Annotated in this window: 16 protein-coding genes; 4 read left to right on the top strand and 12 right to left on the bottom strand. The window is 73.3% G+C overall.

Annotated features, from left to right (window positions below; all coding sequences use genetic code 11):
• Positions 1 to 334: 334 nt before the first annotated feature.
• A complete protein-coding gene (locus J3P32_RS03920; protein ID WP_307861573.1) occupies positions 335 to 1372 on the bottom strand; it encodes a hypothetical protein in 1038 nt (345 codons plus the stop codon).
• A 235-nt stretch (positions 1373 to 1607) separates the two neighbouring features.
• Between J3P32_RS03920 and J3P32_RS03925 the strand changes: the two genes are divergently transcribed.
• The 3 genes from J3P32_RS03925 to J3P32_RS03935 all read left to right on the top strand — a co-directional run bounded on the left by J3P32_RS03925 (position 1608) and on the right by J3P32_RS03935 (position 4132).
• Complete coding sequence (locus J3P32_RS03925; RefSeq protein WP_246849868.1) at positions 1608 to 2153, top strand: DinB family protein; 546 nt, start codon at positions 1608 to 1610, stop codon at positions 2151 to 2153.
• 69 nt (positions 2154 to 2222) lie between these two features.
• Entirely contained in the window at positions 2223 to 3155 is a 933-nt protein-coding gene (gene dapD / locus J3P32_RS03930) for a 2,3,4,5-tetrahydropyridine-2,6-dicarboxylate N-succinyltransferase (protein ID WP_210438538.1), read from the top strand.
• An 8-nt stretch (positions 3156 to 3163) separates the two neighbouring features.
• Complete coding sequence (locus tag J3P32_RS03935; RefSeq protein ID WP_307861574.1) at positions 3164 to 4132, top strand: hypothetical protein; 969 nt, start codon at positions 3164 to 3166, stop codon at positions 4130 to 4132.
• A 20-nt stretch (positions 4133 to 4152) separates the two neighbouring features.
• Here the strand turns inward: J3P32_RS03935 and dapC are convergent, their stop codons facing one another.
• Positions 4153 to 5280, bottom strand: coding sequence for a succinyldiaminopimelate transaminase (gene dapC, locus J3P32_RS03940; RefSeq protein ID WP_307861575.1), 1128 nt, complete (start codon positions 5278 to 5280; stop codon positions 4153 to 4155).
• Complete coding sequence (gene fdxA, locus J3P32_RS03945) at positions 5277 to 5603, bottom strand: ferredoxin (RefSeq protein WP_210438539.1); 327 nt, start codon at positions 5601 to 5603, stop codon at positions 5277 to 5279. The genes dapC and fdxA overlap by 4 nt, the downstream gene beginning before the upstream one ends.
• A gap of 62 nt (positions 5604 to 5665) precedes the next feature.
• Here fdxA and J3P32_RS03950 point away from each other — a divergent pair, with 62 nt between their 5' ends.
• Entirely contained in the window at positions 5666 to 6595 is a 930-nt protein-coding gene (locus tag J3P32_RS03950; RefSeq protein WP_210438540.1) for a GNAT family N-acetyltransferase, read from the top strand.
• 76 nt (positions 6596 to 6671) lie between these two features.
• Here J3P32_RS03950 and J3P32_RS03955 read toward each other — a convergent pair whose 3' ends face one another.
• Genes J3P32_RS03955 through J3P32_RS03995 form a run of 9 tightly spaced genes read right to left on the bottom strand, consistent with a single transcriptional unit; the run spans position 6672 to position 16066 of the window.
• Positions 6672 to 8423 (bottom strand): VanW family protein, encoded by a 1752-nt coding sequence (locus J3P32_RS03955; RefSeq protein WP_210438541.1) that lies wholly within the window; start codon positions 8421 to 8423, stop codon positions 6672 to 6674.
• Positions 8424 to 8432: 9 nt separating this feature from the next.
• Positions 8433 to 8816, bottom strand: a complete 384-nt coding sequence (locus tag J3P32_RS03960) for a hypothetical protein (protein ID WP_210438542.1) — start codon at positions 8814 to 8816, stop codon at positions 8433 to 8435.
• Positions 8813 to 9715, bottom strand: a complete 903-nt coding sequence (gene mshB, locus J3P32_RS03965) for an N-acetyl-1-D-myo-inositol-2-amino-2-deoxy-alpha-D-glucopyranoside deacetylase (RefSeq protein ID WP_210438543.1) — start codon at positions 9713 to 9715, stop codon at positions 8813 to 8815. Before mshB ends, J3P32_RS03960 begins: the two co-directional genes overlap by 4 nt.
• Before the next feature lie 58 nt (positions 9716 to 9773).
• Positions 9774 to 10070, bottom strand: coding sequence for a hypothetical protein (locus J3P32_RS03970; RefSeq protein ID WP_210438544.1), 297 nt, complete (start codon positions 10068 to 10070; stop codon positions 9774 to 9776).
• A 45-nt stretch (positions 10071 to 10115) separates the two neighbouring features.
• Positions 10116 to 13316: a hypothetical protein gene (locus tag J3P32_RS03975; RefSeq protein WP_210438545.1), complete on the bottom strand. Its 3201-nt coding sequence runs from the start codon at positions 13314 to 13316 to the stop codon at positions 10116 to 10118.
• Positions 13313 to 14104, bottom strand: a complete 792-nt coding sequence (locus J3P32_RS03980) for a glycosyltransferase family 2 protein (RefSeq protein WP_210438546.1) — start codon at positions 14102 to 14104, stop codon at positions 13313 to 13315. The genes J3P32_RS03975 and J3P32_RS03980 overlap by 4 nt, the downstream gene beginning before the upstream one ends.
• An 8-nt stretch (positions 14105 to 14112) precedes the next feature.
• On the bottom strand, positions 14113 to 14469 hold the full coding sequence (locus J3P32_RS03985; protein ID WP_210438547.1) for a DMT family transporter: 357 nt from the start codon (positions 14467 to 14469) through the stop codon (positions 14113 to 14115).
• Positions 14466 to 15287: a sugar phosphate isomerase/epimerase family protein gene (locus J3P32_RS03990; protein ID WP_210438548.1), complete on the bottom strand. Its 822-nt coding sequence runs from the start codon at positions 15285 to 15287 to the stop codon at positions 14466 to 14468. The genes J3P32_RS03985 and J3P32_RS03990 overlap by 4 nt, the downstream gene beginning before the upstream one ends.
• On the bottom strand, positions 15284 to 16066 hold the full coding sequence (locus J3P32_RS03995; RefSeq protein WP_210438549.1) for an NAD-dependent epimerase/dehydratase family protein: 783 nt from the start codon (positions 16064 to 16066) through the stop codon (positions 15284 to 15286). Before J3P32_RS03995 ends, J3P32_RS03990 begins: the two co-directional genes overlap by 4 nt.
• Positions 16067 to 16086: the final 20 nt, after the last annotated feature.

A 16086-nucleotide genomic window follows, 5' to 3' on the forward strand; every position in this document is an offset into this window, starting at 1 on the left:
CCGCGGTACCACCTCGCTTGCTCCCGCCGGGGCGGGAACCGCTTCGTTTCGGCTGTGTCGGGCCGGACCCGTCGGGTTCTAGTGAGGTGGCGGCCGGCTCGCCGCACCCGTTCTTCCCGAGGCTCGCCGCTGATGACGGCTCAGACGCCTGCCCGGATCGTACGGCGGTCGCGCGGGCGCGCGCCAATCGGTTCTCCGGGGCTCGCCCTCCCCTCCGGTGGTCCACCGGGAAGTGGCTGCCTGGGACGCCCGCGAACAGCCCTCCCTCCGGTAGTCCACCGGGAAGTGGCTGCCCCGGACGCCCGCCGACTGCCACTTCCCGGTGGACTGTCGCTCAGGCGGTACGCCGGTACCGCAGGACGCGGTCGCGCTGGTGGCCGTCGAGCGCCCTGCGGCGCGCCACGGTGTCGGTCGGGGTCCACCACGCCGGCGGCTCGACCGTCCACGCGCGAGGACCGCTCGAGGCTCGCGCCCGGCGGGCGGCCGCGAGCAGCCGCGCCGTGAAGTCGTCGAGGTCCGCCCAGTCGGTGACGAGCATGGTGACGCACTCCAGCCCGAGGCCGCGGTACGCCGCCTCCTTCCTCACGTCGGCCGCCGTCCCGGCGAGGCTGATGTGGTCGGCCCCGTTGTACTCCGCCACCAGCCCGAGCCGGGGCTCGAGCAGGTCGGGCGTGCCGACGTGGCGGCCGTCGAGGGTGAAGACCGGCGCGTTGCACAGCGGCCGCGGCAACCCGGCCTGGTGCGTCCAGACGCCGCGCATCCGCGTCTCCTGGGGCGACCACGAGTTCTCGTCTGCCAGCGCCACGGCGTCGCGGGCCCGCGGGATGCCCGTCACCGGACCGAGGGCCTCGAGGTACGCCGACACCTCGGGGAGGCTCACCAGGTCGGCGTAGCAGGCCATGTCCAGCGCCACCACCGCGTCGGCGAGGGAACTGACGTGCCGCACCTCGAAGACCACCGAGCGCAGCGCCGTGGTGATCGGCAGACCGTCGAGCACCTCGACCTCGTCCGGGTGCAGGAACTCCTGGCTGATCGCGATGCCGGGCTGCGCCGTACGGTCGCGCGTCGCGACCAGAGGCACGCGCCGCGGCACCCGACCGCCCGCGGTCGCGTCGAACCACGCCGCGCCCCGCCACCTGAGTGCCGCCCACCCGGTGACTGCCTCGCCGTCCCGCAGCACCGCGGCCGCCTCGACGATCCGCTGCTCGGTGGTCGGCTCCACGTGCGCCGGCACGTACAGCCCGTGGCTCGACTGCCGCCACCGCGGGCCCCGCGCCTGCCCGCGCGTCGGCCCGGCCCGCCCGGCCGGATCGACCCGGACGGGGGCGACCAGTCGCGGCCGTCGCTGGTGGAAGGGGGCGGGCTCGAACACACGGCGAGCCTTCCCCGTCACGACCCCGCCCGGTCGGTTGTCCACAGGACCGCTTCCCCGCGGGTGGTAGTCCACCGGGGAACGGTCGCTGGACAGCCGGTCGGCGAGCCGTTTCCCGGTGGACTACCCCGAGGCGGGGGGCCTTGGTAGTCCACCCGGAAACGGTCGCGGGAGGGCCGGTCCGCCCGCCGTTTCCCGGTGGACTACCCCGAGGGGGGTGCGGTTGGGTGGTGCCATGGCGCACCCCGGACACGACGGCATGTGGCTCCCCGCCGACCAGGACCCGCGGATGCAGATGGGGCCGACGCGCGGTGAGCGCGACTGCCTCCTCGGCTACCTCGAGCACTACCGCCAGACGCTGGCCCTCAAGTGCGACGGGCTCAGCGCCGAGCAGCTCGCCACAAAGGCCGTGCCCCCCTCGAACATCTCCCTGCTCGGCCTGGTGCGGCACATGGCGCGAGTCGAGCAGAGCTGGTTCCGTCGGATCATCGAGGCACGGACGGAGCTGCCGCGGCTGTTCGCCGGCGACGACGAGGACGCCGGCTTCGACTTCCCGGACGTCGACGACGACCTCGTGCGCGCCAGCCACGCGCTGTGGCAGTCGGAGATCGCGTACGCCAGGGAGGTCCTCGACCGCACCGACCTCGACACGATCGTCGACGTGCACGGCGAGCCGACCGAGGTCCGCGACATCGTCGTCCACATGATCGAGGAGTACGCCCGCCACTGCGGGCACGCCGACCTCGTGCGGGAGTGCATCGACGGCCGCGCCGGCCAGTAGGCAGCCACGGGGCAGCCAGGAGCCAGCCGGTCGACGGGTCGTGGGGGCGCCCTCCGTACCCTTGCCCGCGTGACTGCTGCTTCCGGCTACGGCTTGCTGACCCTCTCGGGCGACACCGTCCTCGACGCCTGGTACCCCTCCCCCGTCCTTGGCGCGACCGAGGGCGACGCCCCCGCGGAGCTGACCGCGCTGGAGGGCCCCGACGACGCCCGCGGCGTACGCCGTGAGGTGCGGCTGGTGGAGATCGACGACCTCGCGGAGGCGCCGTCGTCGACCGAGGACGTCTGGCTGCGGCTGCACCTGCTCTCGACGCGGCTCGTCCAGCCGCACGGCCAGTCCCTCGACGGGATCTTCGGCCTGCTCGCCAACGTCGTGTGGACCTCGGCCGGACCCTGCGCGGTGGAGGGCTTCGAGGCCACCCGCGCCCGGCTGCGCGCCACGGGGCAGCACGTGACCGTCCACGGCGTCGACAAGTTCCCGCGGCTCGTCGACTACGTCATGCCCTCGGGCGTGCGCATCGCCGACGCGGACCGCGTGCGGCTCGGGGCGCACCTCGCCGAGGGCACGACGGTGATGCACGAGGGCTTCGTGAACTTCAACGCCGGCACGCTCGGCGCCTCGATGGTCGAGGGTCGTATCTCCGCCGGGGTCGTCGTGGGCGACGGCTCCGACGTGGGCGGCGGCGCATCGATCATGGGCACCCTGTCCGGTGGCGGCAAGGAGACGATCTCCGTCGGCCGGCGCTGCCTCATCGGGGCGAACGCCGGCATCGGCATCTCGCTCGGCGACGACTGCGTGGTCGAGGCCGGCTGCTACGTCACCGCCGGCACCAAGGTGACGATCTCCGACATGGACGGCAAGCCGGCGGTCGTGAAGGCGGCGAGCCTCTCGGGCGTCGACAACGTGCTGTTCCGGCGCAACTCGGTGAGCGGCGCCGTCGAGGCGGTGCCGTGGAAGGGCGAGGGCATCGCCCTCAACGCAGCGCTGCACGCCAACCAGTAGGACCGACCGTGCCGTCCGTCCGCACCGTCGTGGTGGGTGCCGTCGTCGCGCTCGGGGCCGCGGCGACCGCCCTGGTGCTGGTCGACCGCGGCGGCGTGCCCACGCTGCTCGACCCCAGCGGCTGCACGGCCGAGGTCGACGGGCACACCGTCGAGATCGACCTCGAGCAGGCCGAGAACGCCTCCCTCATCACCGCGGTCTCGATCCAGCGCGGCATGCCCGCCCGCGCCGCGAGCATCGCGCTGGCGACCGCCTACCAGGAGTCGAAGCTCTACAACATCGACTACGGCGACCGGGACTCGGTCGGCCTCTTCCAGCAGCGACCGTCACAGGGCTGGGGCACGGTCGGCCAGCTGATGGACCCGGTCTACGCGACGAACGCGTTCTACGACGCGCTGGAGAAGGTCGAGGGCTACGAGTCGATGGAGATCACGGTCGCCGCCCAGGAGGTGCAGCGCTCGGCCTTCCCCGACGCGTACGCCGACCACGAGCAGGACGGGCGGGCGATCGCCTCCGCCCTGACCGGCAACTCGCCGCGCGCCTTCTGGTGCGACGTGCCGGGGGACGCCGACGAGGCGAGCGACGACCTCGACGAGTCGGGCCTGGTGCCCCGGGCCGCCGCCGTACGTCGCGACCTCGAGGCCCGCTTCGGGACGCTGTCCCTCGGCGGCTTCGAGCCCGGCGGAGTGTCCAGCGGCCACATGGAGGGCTCGGCCCACTACGAGGGCCGGGCGATCGACGTGTTCTTCCGGCCCGTCACCGCCGACAACCGCAAGCGCGGCTGGGCCGTCGCGTCCTACCTGGTCGCGAACGCCGACCGGCTCGACGTCAGGACGGTCATCTTCGACGACCGCATCTGGCGGGCCGGCGCGCAGTGGCGTGACGGCTGGTCCGACTACCGCGTGCCGGCGTCGTCCGGCGGGGACCGGGCGATCCTGGAGCACCGCGACCACGTGCACGTGGACGTCTTCGACTGACGCCGACCGGGGCTCGGGCCTCAGGCGGACAGCCGCGCAGCCGCGGCGGCGACGCGCTCGTCGGTCGCGGTGAACGCCACGCGGACGTGCTCGCGTCCGGCGGAGCCGTAGAACTCGCCGGGGGCCACCAGGACGCCCTGCTCGGCGAGGTCCGCCACGGTGGCCCAGCAGTCCTCGCCCCGGGTGGCCCAGAGGTAGAGCGACGCCTCGGAGTGGTCGACCCGGAAGCCGGCCGACTCGAGCGCGCCCCGCAGCGCCGCGCGGCGCACGGCGTACCTCGCGTGCTGCTCGTCGGCGTGGGTGTCGTCGCCGAGGGCGGCGATCATCGCGCGCTGCTGCGGCCCGGGCATCTGCAGGCCGAGGTTCTTGCGGACGGCGAGCAGCTCGCCGACGAGCGCCGGGTCGCCGGCCAGGAAGGCGCAGCGGTAGCCGGCGAGGTTGGAGCGCTTGGAGAGGGAGTGGACGGCCAGGACGCCCTCGAGCGAGCCGCCGGTGACCTGCGGGTCGAGGACCGACAGCGGCCGCTCGGCGGGGTCGTCGGACCACGCGCACTCGATGTAGCACTCGTCGGAGACCAGGATGGTGCCGCGCTCGCGGCACCACTCGACCACCTTGCGCAGGTGCTCGAGCGGCAGCACGCGACCCGTCGGGTTGGCCGGGCTGTTGAGCCACAGCAGGCGCGGCGTGCGCGGGCCGAACGCGGTCAGCGAGTCGGTGGCCAGGCTGTCGGCCCCGGCCAGCGCGGCGCCGACCTCGTAGGTCGGGTAGGCCAGCGCCGGGTAGCCGACGAGGTCACCCGGCCCGATGCCGAGGTGCAGCGCCATCGAGCCGATCAGCTCCTTGGAGCCGGTGACCGGCAGGACGCCGTCCAGCCCGAGGCCGCGCACGCCGTGGCGGCGGCCCAGCCAGTCGATCGCGGCCTGCCGGGTGGCCTCGAGCCCGATGGTCGTGGGGTAGCCCGGTGAGTCCGCGGCCGCCCGCAGCGCGTCCTGCACGACGGCGGGCGTGGGGTCGACGGGAGTGCCGACCGACAGGTCGCAGACGCCGTCGGGATGGGCCCGCGCCGTCGCGGCGTACGTCGCGAGCTTGTCCCAGGGGAAGTCCGGGAGACGCCGCGACACCGGGCCGTCGGCCCGGACCGGGGTCACTCGTCGTGCTCCTGCGGGGGCAGGGCGGCGACCATCGGGTGGTCGGCGTCGATGACACCCATCTTCGCGGCACCACCCGGCGAGCCGAGGTCGTCGAAGAAGTGCACGTTGGCGTCGTAGTAGCCCTTCCACTCCTCCGGGGTGTCGTCCTCGTAGAAGATCGCCTCGACCGGGCAGACCGGCTCGCAGGCACCGCAGTCGACGCACTCGTCGGGGTGGATGTAGAGCATCCGCTTGCCCTCGTAGATGCAGTCGACGGGGCACTCGTCGACGCACGCGCGGTCCTTGAGGTCGACGCACGGCTGGGCGATGACGTAGGTCACCAGGTCCTCCTGGGCACGGATGGGGAAACGACGGTCGAGCGGTCCCACTCTAGTATCCGGGCATGCCAGCGGCGTCAGAACCCCATGCAGGCGAGACGACCACGGGCGTGCGCACGGGCATGCACTCACTGGGACCCCACGTCGTGGGCCGGCGGGTCGTGGTGCGGCACCTGCTCCCCGACGGCCGGGCGACCGACGTCCTGGGCACCTGCACGGCGTGGGGCGAAGCGTCCCTGACCGTCGAGCGCGAGGGCCACGGCCCGGTCGTCATCGCACTGGCCGACGTGGTCACCGGCAAGCCGGTGCCGCCGCGGGCGTCGGTGCGCGGGCGGGTCAGCGCCCGGGAGTGCGAGGAGCACGTCTCGGCTTTGTGGGCCTCGTCGACCACCGAGCCGCTCGGCGCCTGGCTGCTGCGCGCCGCTCCGCCGCACCGCGGGCGGCTGCGACGTCGCGGCAACTCCGCGCTCGCCATGGAGGAGCCGGGGATCGGCTGGGCCGACGCGGTGTGGCGCGTCCGCGAGTTCTACACCGCCCTGGAGCAGACGCCGCTGGTGCAGGTGCAGCTCGGCTCGGCGGTCGAGGCGACGCTGGCGGGCCTCGGCTTCACACCGATGGGCGACGGCGACTCCCACGCCCAGCTGGCGTCGGTGCCGCGCGCCCTGCGGTCGCTGCGCGGCGCCGCACCCGGCGTGCCCGTCGAGCTCGACGAGGCGGCCGACCGGGCGACCGCGGCGGCCGCGGGCGGTACGGCGACGGGCACCGGCGTGCTGTCCGGCGACTGGCTCCTCGTCGAGGGACTCGTCGTCGACCCCGCGCACCGGCGACGCGGCCTCGCCACCGCCGTGCTGGCCGAGCTTCTCGACTGGGGCGCCTCCCGCGGCGCGCGGACCGCGATGCTGCACGTCGAGACGGCCAACGACGCAGCGCGTGCGCTCTACGAGCGGCACGGCTTCGTCACCCACCACACCAACCGCTACCTCGTCGCGCGGTGATCCGGTTGCCGCCGCCCGCGGGCGGGCCGGATCCTCTCGCGACGACCGCGGGACCTGCACCGGCTCGCGCCGTAGGTCACTCGTCGACGGCGTCGGGGTTGGTGCAGATGACCGTGTCGCTGGGGGTGTAGGTGGTGTGGAAGACCTCGTCGTCGCGGGTCTCGGTGTTCTCCCCCACCGGCTCGAAGTAGCGCACCACGTCGATGTCGAAGCCGCCGTAGCCCTGGTTGGGGTGGCAGGTGAGGTCGTCGATCCGCCGCGTCTGCGGACGGGTGATGTTGTAGCGCTCGCCCGTCGTCGTCGTGATGTCCCAGTACTTCGTGGAGTACATGCTCGCGGTGACCACGCCGGACGACGACGGCGTGGACGGGGTCACCTGGGTGTCGATCAGCACGCCGTAGGGGGTGTCGTTGCGGAAGCGGAGGTCCACCGAGCCCCACGCCACGGTCGCCTCCCGGCCGACCGGGTAGCGGTCGATGTAGAAGGAGTGCGGCTTGTGCTCGACGTCCTCGAGCCCGGCGAAGAACATCGCGTTGAAGAGCGTCGTGGCCATCTGCGAGACACCACCGCCGAGGTCCTGCACGAGGATGCCGTCGCTGATGACGTAGCCCTTGGTGAACCCGTTCTCCACGGTCCGCTCACCGACGGTGTCGTTGAGCGAGAACGTCTCGCCCGGCTTGAGGAGGGTGCCGTCGATGATCTCCGCGGCGCGACCGATGTTGACGTTGCGGTACTCCGCGTGGGGGTAGTACGTCGTGAACGTCGAGACCCGTTCGCGCACCCGCAGCGCCCGGGCCTCCTTGGTGGTGAACTCTGGCCGGGCGACCTTCGCGGCCAGCTCGAGCGTGCGCTCGCCCTGCGGGGCTGCCACCACGTCGAGGAAGCCCGACTCGAGCTGCTCGGCGTCGAAGGTGACGCCGGGCTTGGCCGGCACGACCTGCGGCCGCCCGCCGACCAGCGCGACGCTGGCGTCCACCGGGGCGCCGGCGGTGACCAGGCCGCCGACCACCTCGGTCAGCCTCGCCGCGTCGAGCGTTGGCACGAGCTCGCCGTCGGTGGGCACCAGGGCGAGCGCGGCGGTGTAGTCGGCCGGGGCGACCGTGACGTCGGATCCCTCGAAGCTCAGCGTGACGGGCGCCGCGACGGCGGGTGAGGCGAAGCCGTCGAGAGCCTCTTGCACGTCGGAGGCGTCGATGTCGGGCTCGACCTCGGACATCTCGAGGTCCACCACGCCGGGCCGCTCGTCGAGGAAGGCCTCCTCCAGGACGGCGAGGGTGTCACTGGGGTCGAGCGCGCGGCCGGGTCGGGCGGCGGTGGTCTCGATCCGGCCGCCGGCGAAGGTGATCGCGCCGTCGCGCGCGACCACGCCGTGCTGCTCGTCGAGGCGGGCGCGGTAGGCGTTGTACGCCGTGTCGTCGACGACGACCTCCGCCTCGAGCTCCTCACCGCCGGTGAAGTAGTTCCAGAGCCGGACCGGGTCCCAGCTCGTCTCGCCGCCGGCCTCCTCGACCGAGGCCTCGTAGTCGACGCTGAGCCCGAGCTCGGCGGGGTCGACGGCGACCCGCTCGCCCCCGATGGTCGCCTCGATGTCGCGGGCGACCCGCTCGGCCAGGCCGGCGCGCAGCCGCTCGGCGGCCTCACCCTGGGGGTGCCCGCCGATGCCGACCCCGGAGACGGTGGTGTTGCGCGGCACCTTGTCGCCGGCTGCGTAGTGCGCAGCGACGTACAGCCCGCCGAACAGGACGACGAGCCCGAGGAGGAGCCACAGGACGACCCTGCCGCCCGCCCTCTCGCGGGGCTGGGCGGCGCTGCTCTGCTTCGTCGGCACGCGGCGAGTCTAGGAGGCGGGTCCCGGAACCCGCGGATCCTCGGCGCGCCCACGACCGGTGCTCCGTGCTCCGCCGACGGTGGCCAGCGCCGCCCCCAGCAGCACCGCCGACGCCCCCAGGAACGACAACCCGGCCGCGTCGGCGGAGATCAGGTGCCCGCCCGCCGGTCGCGCCAGCGCGCCGCGCAGGACGGGCACGCACCAGGCCAGGGCGAAGGCCAGCCGGAGACCACCCGCCGGCAGCCACGCCAGCACGACGAGCGCGGTGGCGACGGCGAGCAGCAGCCCCCACCACCGCTGGTGCAGCACCGTGCCGGCGCCGCCGGACACCACGCCGACCAGCAGGACGGCGGCGAGGCTCGCGAGGCGCATCGTGACCCCGGGGACGCTCACAGCCCGGCGAAGAGGTCCTCCTCGAACCCGTCGGCGTCCACCGGTCCCGGGGTGCCCTTGACCAGGCGGTAGAACTCCTCCGCCCACCACGAGTGGCCGCTCTCGGCGCCGGAGAAGAACTCGCCGTCGGGCTCGACCTGGGTCCGGTGCTTGGCCAGGGCGTCCATCTTGCGCTGGACCGTGGCGGAGCCGTCGACCCGGGCGCTGATGAGCTCGTCGGGGGTCACGAAGGGCGGCAGCTTGCCGTCGGGCTCGAGGCCCTTGAACGTCTCGGTGTCGCCCGCCTCGCGGAGCTGGCGGAGGCTGTCGCGCATGCGCGACTCGCTCATCGCGGTCCAGTAGATCTTCGCGACGTCGTGAGGCGCGCCGAGCTCGAGCTTGTAGGACGGGGCCGCCGCGAGCAGCGCGGCGTACATCGCCACCCGGTGGGCCTGGATGTGGTCGGGGTGGCCGTAGCCGCCGAACTGGTCGTAGGTGACGAGCACCTGCGGCCGGACCTCGCGGACGACCGTGACGAGCTCGTCGGCGGCCTCGTTGAGGTCGGCGGTCCAGAACGCGTTGTCGGGGATGGTCTCGGCGGGAACGGCGTGGCCCTCCGGGTGCCAGGCCATGCCGGAATCGTGGAAGCGGCCGAACCCGCCGAGGAAGCGGTGGTCGGTGACGCCGAGGACCTTCATCGCCTCCTCGAGCTCGCCGCGACGGTGCTCGCCGAGACCGCCCTGCTCCTCGTAGGCGAGGTGGGCCAGCTCGGGCACCAGGACCTCGCCCATCTCGCCGGCGGTGCAGGTGACGAGGGTGACGCCGACGCCCTCGTCGACGTAGCGCGCCATGGTGGCGCCGTTGTTGATGCACTCGTCGTCGGGGTGGGCGTGGACGAGCAGCATGCGGCGGTCGGTCATGCCGCCAGCCTAGGAGCCGTCACCGACAGCACGGGACCGACCGGCCGCAGGACGTGGGTCAGGCCCGCTTGAGGCGTCGGGGCGCGTCCGGGAGGTCGACGGGCGCCGGCGGGACCGGCGCCGCCTCGGTTCCGAGGTCCGGGCGGGCGTCCTCCTCGTCGAGCCACCCTTCGTGGGTGTCGACCAGCACCTCCAGCATGAAGCCCGGGGCGTCGCTCAGGACCGCCCAGGGGTGGTCCTCGTCGTCGTCCTCCCCTGCCAGGCGCTCCCGCTCCAGGCGCGCCTCGAACCCGTCGGCCCGCAGCCGCGCCACGACCGCCCGCGCGTCGTCCTCGTCGAAGAAGATTGCCCTCACAGCCCCATGCTGCCACCTCACGCCCGCGGGAGAGGGGCCTGCGACTCAGTCGCGCCGCTCCCACAGCGACACATCCGACACCTCGACCGCCCGGCACCCGGCCGCGTCGAGCACCGTGAACGTGAGGGCGTCGACCCGGCGCGAGGCGCGCCAGAACGCCGACGAGTCGAGCGGCACGAGCTGGCGCCCGGGGACGGCGTCGAACGTCCGACCGGGAGCGTCGCCGAAGGTGCTCGGCGCCTCCCAGGACAAGCGGACGACCGGCGGCGTCGCGCCCGGGACCTCGGCCTCGCACCCCACGTCGAATGCGACCAGGCCGGCCCGGCGACCATCCGCGACCGCCGGCAGCGGCACCGTGAAGGAGGGCGAGGCAAGGTCGAGCCGCCCCGAGCCGTCGACCTCCGACAGCTCCGAGATGCCGTCGATCGAGTCGAGAGACCCTCCCCACGACGCCGGCAGGCGGTCGAGGTCCTCGCGTCCGAACGCCCGCTCGAAGAGCCACGCGTGGTAGCGCTGCCGGTCGACGTCGCCGGCGGCGACGGTGACCGTGCGGTCGGCAGCCGCAGACAGGGCGTCGGGAAGGCGCCGGTCCAGGCCGATCACGCCGCCCGCCGCCCGCGAGGTGACGCGCCTGCTCGAGCCGTCGGGGAGGACGAGGGTCGCCCCGTCCTCGAGGACCAGGGCGGCTGCGGGGTCGGCGAGCCGGACGGCCGACGAGGTCCGGGAGACTCCGCGGTCCCACTCGGCGTCGGAGGTGTCGTCGAGCGACAGGCTCACCGGCTGGTCGGCACTCTGAGGGGGCTTCCGCCCGCGCAGACCCAGGATGAAGCCGTCCTGCTCGTAGGGGGTGTAGGCGCTCTCGAGGTAGCGGGCGAGGAGAGGTGTGCGCAGGGCGAGCCCGCCACCGTCATGGACGATGTTCCCGAGCGGCTGGAGCAGCACGGCGACCGGGGGACGGGACCGGCGGAGCTCACGGATGGTCCTGCGCTGGTCGGCCGGGAGGGGGGCGTTGTAGGCAGCCGTCACCTTCACCGCCGGGCGCCGGCCGAGGTAGTAGTACTGCGCGTTGCGCGAGGTGGCGTCGTAGTAGGGCGCTCCTGGGGCGAGCTCCTCGTCGAGGATGCGGCCCAGGCGGACGGTCTGGTCGAGGTTCAGCGGATCCCCGGGTGCGGCGCGGCCCCAGCCGGGCAGGCCCACCTCGGAGCCGTCGACGAGATCGCCCGACGCGACGAACGGCTGCGCCGCCGCGAGCACGCTGGCCGGCTGCACGACCCACCCGAAGAGGCCGGAGGCGGCGGCGAGGAGTCCGAGGGCCAGCGCTGCGCGGCCGCTCGGGCGGAGACGACCCCACACCAGAGCCGGGATCACCAGGGCGAGGACGAACGACGTCATCAGGCCGGCGCGGGACACGCCGCCGGGGTCCACGCGTCCCATGACGTAGGGCAGCACGCCGCCGACGAACAGGGCCAGGAAGACGGTCCGAGCAAGCACCTCGCCGCGCCACCGGCGGGCGCGGAGCTCCGCCAGCGCCACGAGGCTGCACAGCACGAGGCCCACCACCCAGAGCATGCGGAGCACGTCCACGAGCAACGGTGTGCCGCCGCCGCCGACGAGAACGGGGTCCCACGGGATGCCGTACGCCGCCGTATTGACCTCCGCGTTGCTGAGGACGTACGTCAGAGCGGCCGCCAGCATGGCACCGAGCGGCGTCATCACGGCGAGGAGTCCCACCAACGCCACGGCGGCGGCCGGCAGCGCCAGCCGTGCGATCCCGCCGCTGGTGAGCAGATCAACAGCCGACTTCACGGCCAGAGCGCCGGCGGCGATCGCAAGCACCAACCCCTGGGCCGGCGCTGCCAGCACGAGCACCGGGGTCCCGACCACCCAGACGACGAGCCACCACTGCGGACGGGCGCGCAGTCGCGGCGACACCAGGAGCCAGCCGACGGCAACCAGGAACGCCCACGTGAGACCGCTGAGGGGCGGCAGCCCGCTGACGGTGGGTCCGGCCCCGACGACCGTCACCAGGCCGGCGAGCACCAGGCTGCCGCTCGCCCACAGGACGACCAGGAAGATCACCGCGGCGAGCAGCGCCGAGAACAGGCGGACCGATTCCGTGTGTGCGGCGGCGGACCCGTCGAAGAACAGGGAGGCAAGGAGCGCCGCGGCGTCGTCCTGCGCCAACCCGTGGGCGGGCTGGTGGTCGATGTACGGGAGCTCGCCCGCGCGGTAGCGGAACCAGCCGATGAGCGCCTCGCCGTAGTGGTAGTCGTCCGGGCTGACGACGGGTGGGCGCGTGGCGCCGTACATGGCGGCCAGGAGGATCGGCAGCGCTGCTGCCGGCGAGAGCGGCCGTCCGCCCTGGTCGCGCTCGTCCGCCCCGGCGCGAGGGCGCAGGCGCAGCGCACAGAGGACCACGCCGGCTGCTGCGACGATCCAGCACAAGATCATCAGCCCGGGGCTGGAGTCGTAGGTGTCGACCGATCCATCGGGAAGCCGCAGCCGTGCCGGCTGCAGGGCGAGCACCAGCAGCGGCATGGCGCACTGCGGCAGGCCGACGAACCACCGCCGCACCGGCTCGGCGCCATCGCCCCGCCGGGCCCTCCACAGCTCATGGATCGCAGCTCCGGCGCCGAAGGCCCCGACGAGAGCCGGCAGGGGCAGATCGGCCACGAGCTCCGCCACCCCGAGCGTCGTACGGGAGAGCGCGGCGGTCATAGCGACCGGGACCAAGGCCCAGAGCAGGCACCCGAGCACCGAGGTGGATGCCGCCAGCGGCGTCAGGACAGTCCCGGCGCGCCGGGTCAGGAGCGTCTCGAGGGAGATCGCGAGACCCGCGACGACCGCCAGCCCGACCATGCTCGCGGAGAGGCTGAGCCCGAGGGCGAGAGCGCCCAGGGCGACCGCGCCCGGGCACGCCCACCAGAGCAGATGCGTGGCGAGGCCAGCACGTCGTCGAGCGTCGGTCTGGGCGCTGAGGGCCGCCGTGACGGCGAGGCCGACGAGCACCCCGGCGACCACGCCGAGGGGCAGCGCGACGACGTCGCCGCCCTTGCGGCCGCCACCGAAGGAGAGCCCACCCGCCACCAGCCCGGTGAAGTGCTGGGCCGGCTGCACGCTGAGCGCGGCCGCCACGACGAGGACGCCGGCCAACGTGCCGTGCACGGCGGCGGCGAAGCGCCCGAGAAGGCCCGCAGCCGGAGCGACCGGTGTGCGCGCCGACCGGTCAGCCACAGCGTGCCTCACGGGTTGTACCTGCCGGTGCAGGCGCGGGCGAGCGTCCGGAGCAGGTCGACGTTGCCGGACAGGCCGCTGATCTTGGTGGGAACCTCCCCCTGGGGGTAGACCCGGCTGGTGGGCAGCTCGACGCAGCGGTAGCCCAGGCGAGGCACGCGATAGCTCAGGTAGGCGAGCAGCTCGTAGGACTGGAACACGTCGCGGAACGGCGCCACGCGGGGGTCGCGCAGGACCTCGCTCCGGTAGCCCCGGAAGCCCTGGGTCGTGTCCGTCCAGCGGTGCCGGGACGCCAGGGACAGGACGGGGGCGTGGATCGAGCGGATCGCGAGGTGTCGAAGGCGGGGGGTGTTTACCGACGTCCCCCCGGGGACGAAGCGCGACGCCTGCACGAAGTGCACCCCCTCCCGCATAGCTGCGACGAACGCCGCGATCGGAGAGGGGTCGTCCTTGTCGTTGCCGTCGATGGTGACGATGCCGTCATAGCCCTCGTCGAGCGCAAAGGCGTAGGCGCAGCGCAGCTGGGCGCTCAGCCTGCCCGGACCCGTCTTCCGCAACATGCCCGAGACCATCGTCTCGTCGAGGAGCGCAGGCGACAGCGACCCGTCCGTCGACCCGCCGTCGGCGATGATGACGTCGGCGGTGTCCGGGACACCCAGCGCCGCCATGCGGTGCAGCAGCGAGGCGATGCGCTCCCCCTCGTTGATCACCGGGACCACGACGCAGTAGTCGTGACGACGGCCCTCCCACCGTTCGACCCGGTGTGCGGGGACCTGCCAGTTCGTGCGGTCGTGTGCCATCGGTCCCCCTAGACGGACTTGAGTGAGATCAGGGTCACGCCCGCGACCACCAGCAGGATGCCGACGACGGTCGAGACCGGCAGCGGCTCTCTGAAGAAGACCACCGACCCGATCGCCACTGCCGCGATGGCCCCGGACGTGAGGATGGGGTGGGCGACGTTGATCGGCAGGCTCGTGAGTGACGCGGCGTAGACCAGGAACGCGGCACCGTAGAGGAACAAGCCGGTCCAGAAGGGCCAGTTGAGCAGGGCGGCCACGGGGTCGGACAGGGACGGCATCGTCCGTGGCGCCGTCACCGCCCGCTTGACGAGCAGGCTCGCGGCGGCGTTGGACAGGATGCCGCTGAGCAGCAGGACCCACCTCACGCGGCACCCCCGTAGGTCGAGACGGCGAAGTCCGCGGCCCGCTCCACGGACGCGGTCGCCGGCTCGTCGGTCGTCATGACCATCTCGATGCAGGCGACCCGATCGGCGAGGGCGGCCCGCAGCGCTGCCGGCGCTCGGCGGTGATCGCTCGCACCGTCGCCCAAGGGGGCCAGGCCCGGCTCGCTGAGGTGGACGTGACCCACGAGGTCGGCCACCTCGTCCACGACGAGCGGCACGTCCTCCTCGTTCATGGCGCAGGCCCCCAGGTCGAGCTGCATGCGGATCGCCTCGTGGGCCACGAGCCGGACGATGCGAGCGGTCTCCGACGACGTCGTCATGAAGTTGGCTCCGTAGGCCTCCGGGTTGGGCTCGAGCGTGATGCGCACCCTGTGGCGCTGCGCTCGGTCACCGAGCTGCCGGAAGAACTCAACGGCGATGGCATCCGTCGCGTCGTCGGCGAGGCCGGAACGGTCGCGGTTGCGCGGCGACCCGAAGACGAGGTGCCGTGCTCCGAGCCCGCCACCCACGCGGCAGACCGCGTCGAGGTAGTCGATCATCCGTGCCCTGACCGACGGGGGACCGAACAGGTTGAGACCAGCGGTCCCGAAGAGCAGCGACTGCATCCCGACGATCTCCAGGCCGCGCGCGTCCCAGGCGCTCCTGACCGACGCGACCTCGGAGTCGGACACGGTCGTCACGTCCTCGAAGTACTTGCCCGGCGCGACGTCGACGGCGTCGATCCCGCGCTCGCGGAGCAGGGCGGCGACCCGCTGGTCGTCCTCGGGCGCCCACGCGATGTTGGAGATGCTGATCCTCATGAGGCCGGCTCCGCGGCCGCTGCGGCGCTCTGCGCGTAGGACCTCACGGCCATGATCGTGTCGGCGGCCGAGTAGTGGTAGTCGCCGGTTCCGCGGACGACGTCCGCGTGCCGCGTGCGGAAGTCGTAGCGGGCCACGGGGCGCGCGAGGTGGTTCTCGAAGGGGCGCCCGAAGCCGAGCCGCGCGACGGTGGCGACGTCGACCGGCTCCGCCGTCAGGTGCACCAGGGACAGGCCGGCCCCGAGCGCCGAGTCGATGTCCCACCACAGGTTGACCATCGGGTAGAACTGGAACACGCCGCGCGAGTCGACGGCGTCCAGATTGTTGTCGTGGAGCAGGTCGAAGATCACGTTCTTCCGCAGGCCCGGGCCCACGAGGCCCGGCAGTCGCACGACCAGGTGGCGATCGAATCTCTCCTGCACGAACTCCTCGAGCCGGCGCCTGTTGGCGCCGTAGGCGTGGAGTCCGTCGGTCCGCACCACGCTCGACTCGTCGACCCCGGTGGGGTCACCGAAGACGTCGACGGTGCTGATGAGCACGAACCGCTCGGACGTGACGCGGTCGAGGTGCTCGATGAGGCCGTCGATGGTCCGACGGTCGGCGTCGGGATCGGCGTTGGCCTTCCACTTCTGCGCGGGCGCCCCGGCGCAGACGACCGTCTCGAAGGCCCCACCGTCGATACCCGCGATGTCGGACGACCGGAACTGGTGCTCGAAGCCCCGCTGCCGCTTCAGGGTCGACCCGACGAAGCCCGAGTGCCCGATGAGCGCCGACGTCACGAGCGGGAGCCCCTGAGCCG

It is taken from the genome of Nocardioides xinjiangensis (assembly GCF_017916385.1).
GTDB classification, from domain to species: Bacteria; Actinomycetota; Actinomycetes; order Propionibacteriales; family Nocardioidaceae; genus Nocardioides; species Nocardioides xinjiangensis.

Excerpts from the sequence above, each read along its gene's own strand:
- J3P32_RS03990 (WP_210438548.1), bottom strand. The coding sequence starts at position 15,287 with ATGAGGATCAGCATCTCCAACATCGCGTGGGCGCCCGAGGACGACCAG.
- mshB (WP_210438543.1), bottom strand. The coding sequence starts at position 9,715 with ATGACCGACCGCCGCATGCTGCTCGTCCACGCCCACCCCGACGACGAG.
- J3P32_RS03950 (WP_210438540.1), top strand. The coding sequence starts at position 5,666 with ATGCCAGCGGCGTCAGAACCCCATGCAGGCGAGACGACCACGGGCGTG.
- J3P32_RS03925 (WP_246849868.1), top strand. The coding sequence starts at position 1,608 with ATGGCGCACCCCGGACACGACGGCATGTGGCTCCCCGCCGACCAGGAC.
- J3P32_RS03980 (WP_210438546.1), bottom strand. The coding sequence starts at position 14,104 with ATGGCACACGACCGCACGAACTGGCAGGTCCCCGCACACCGGGTCGAA.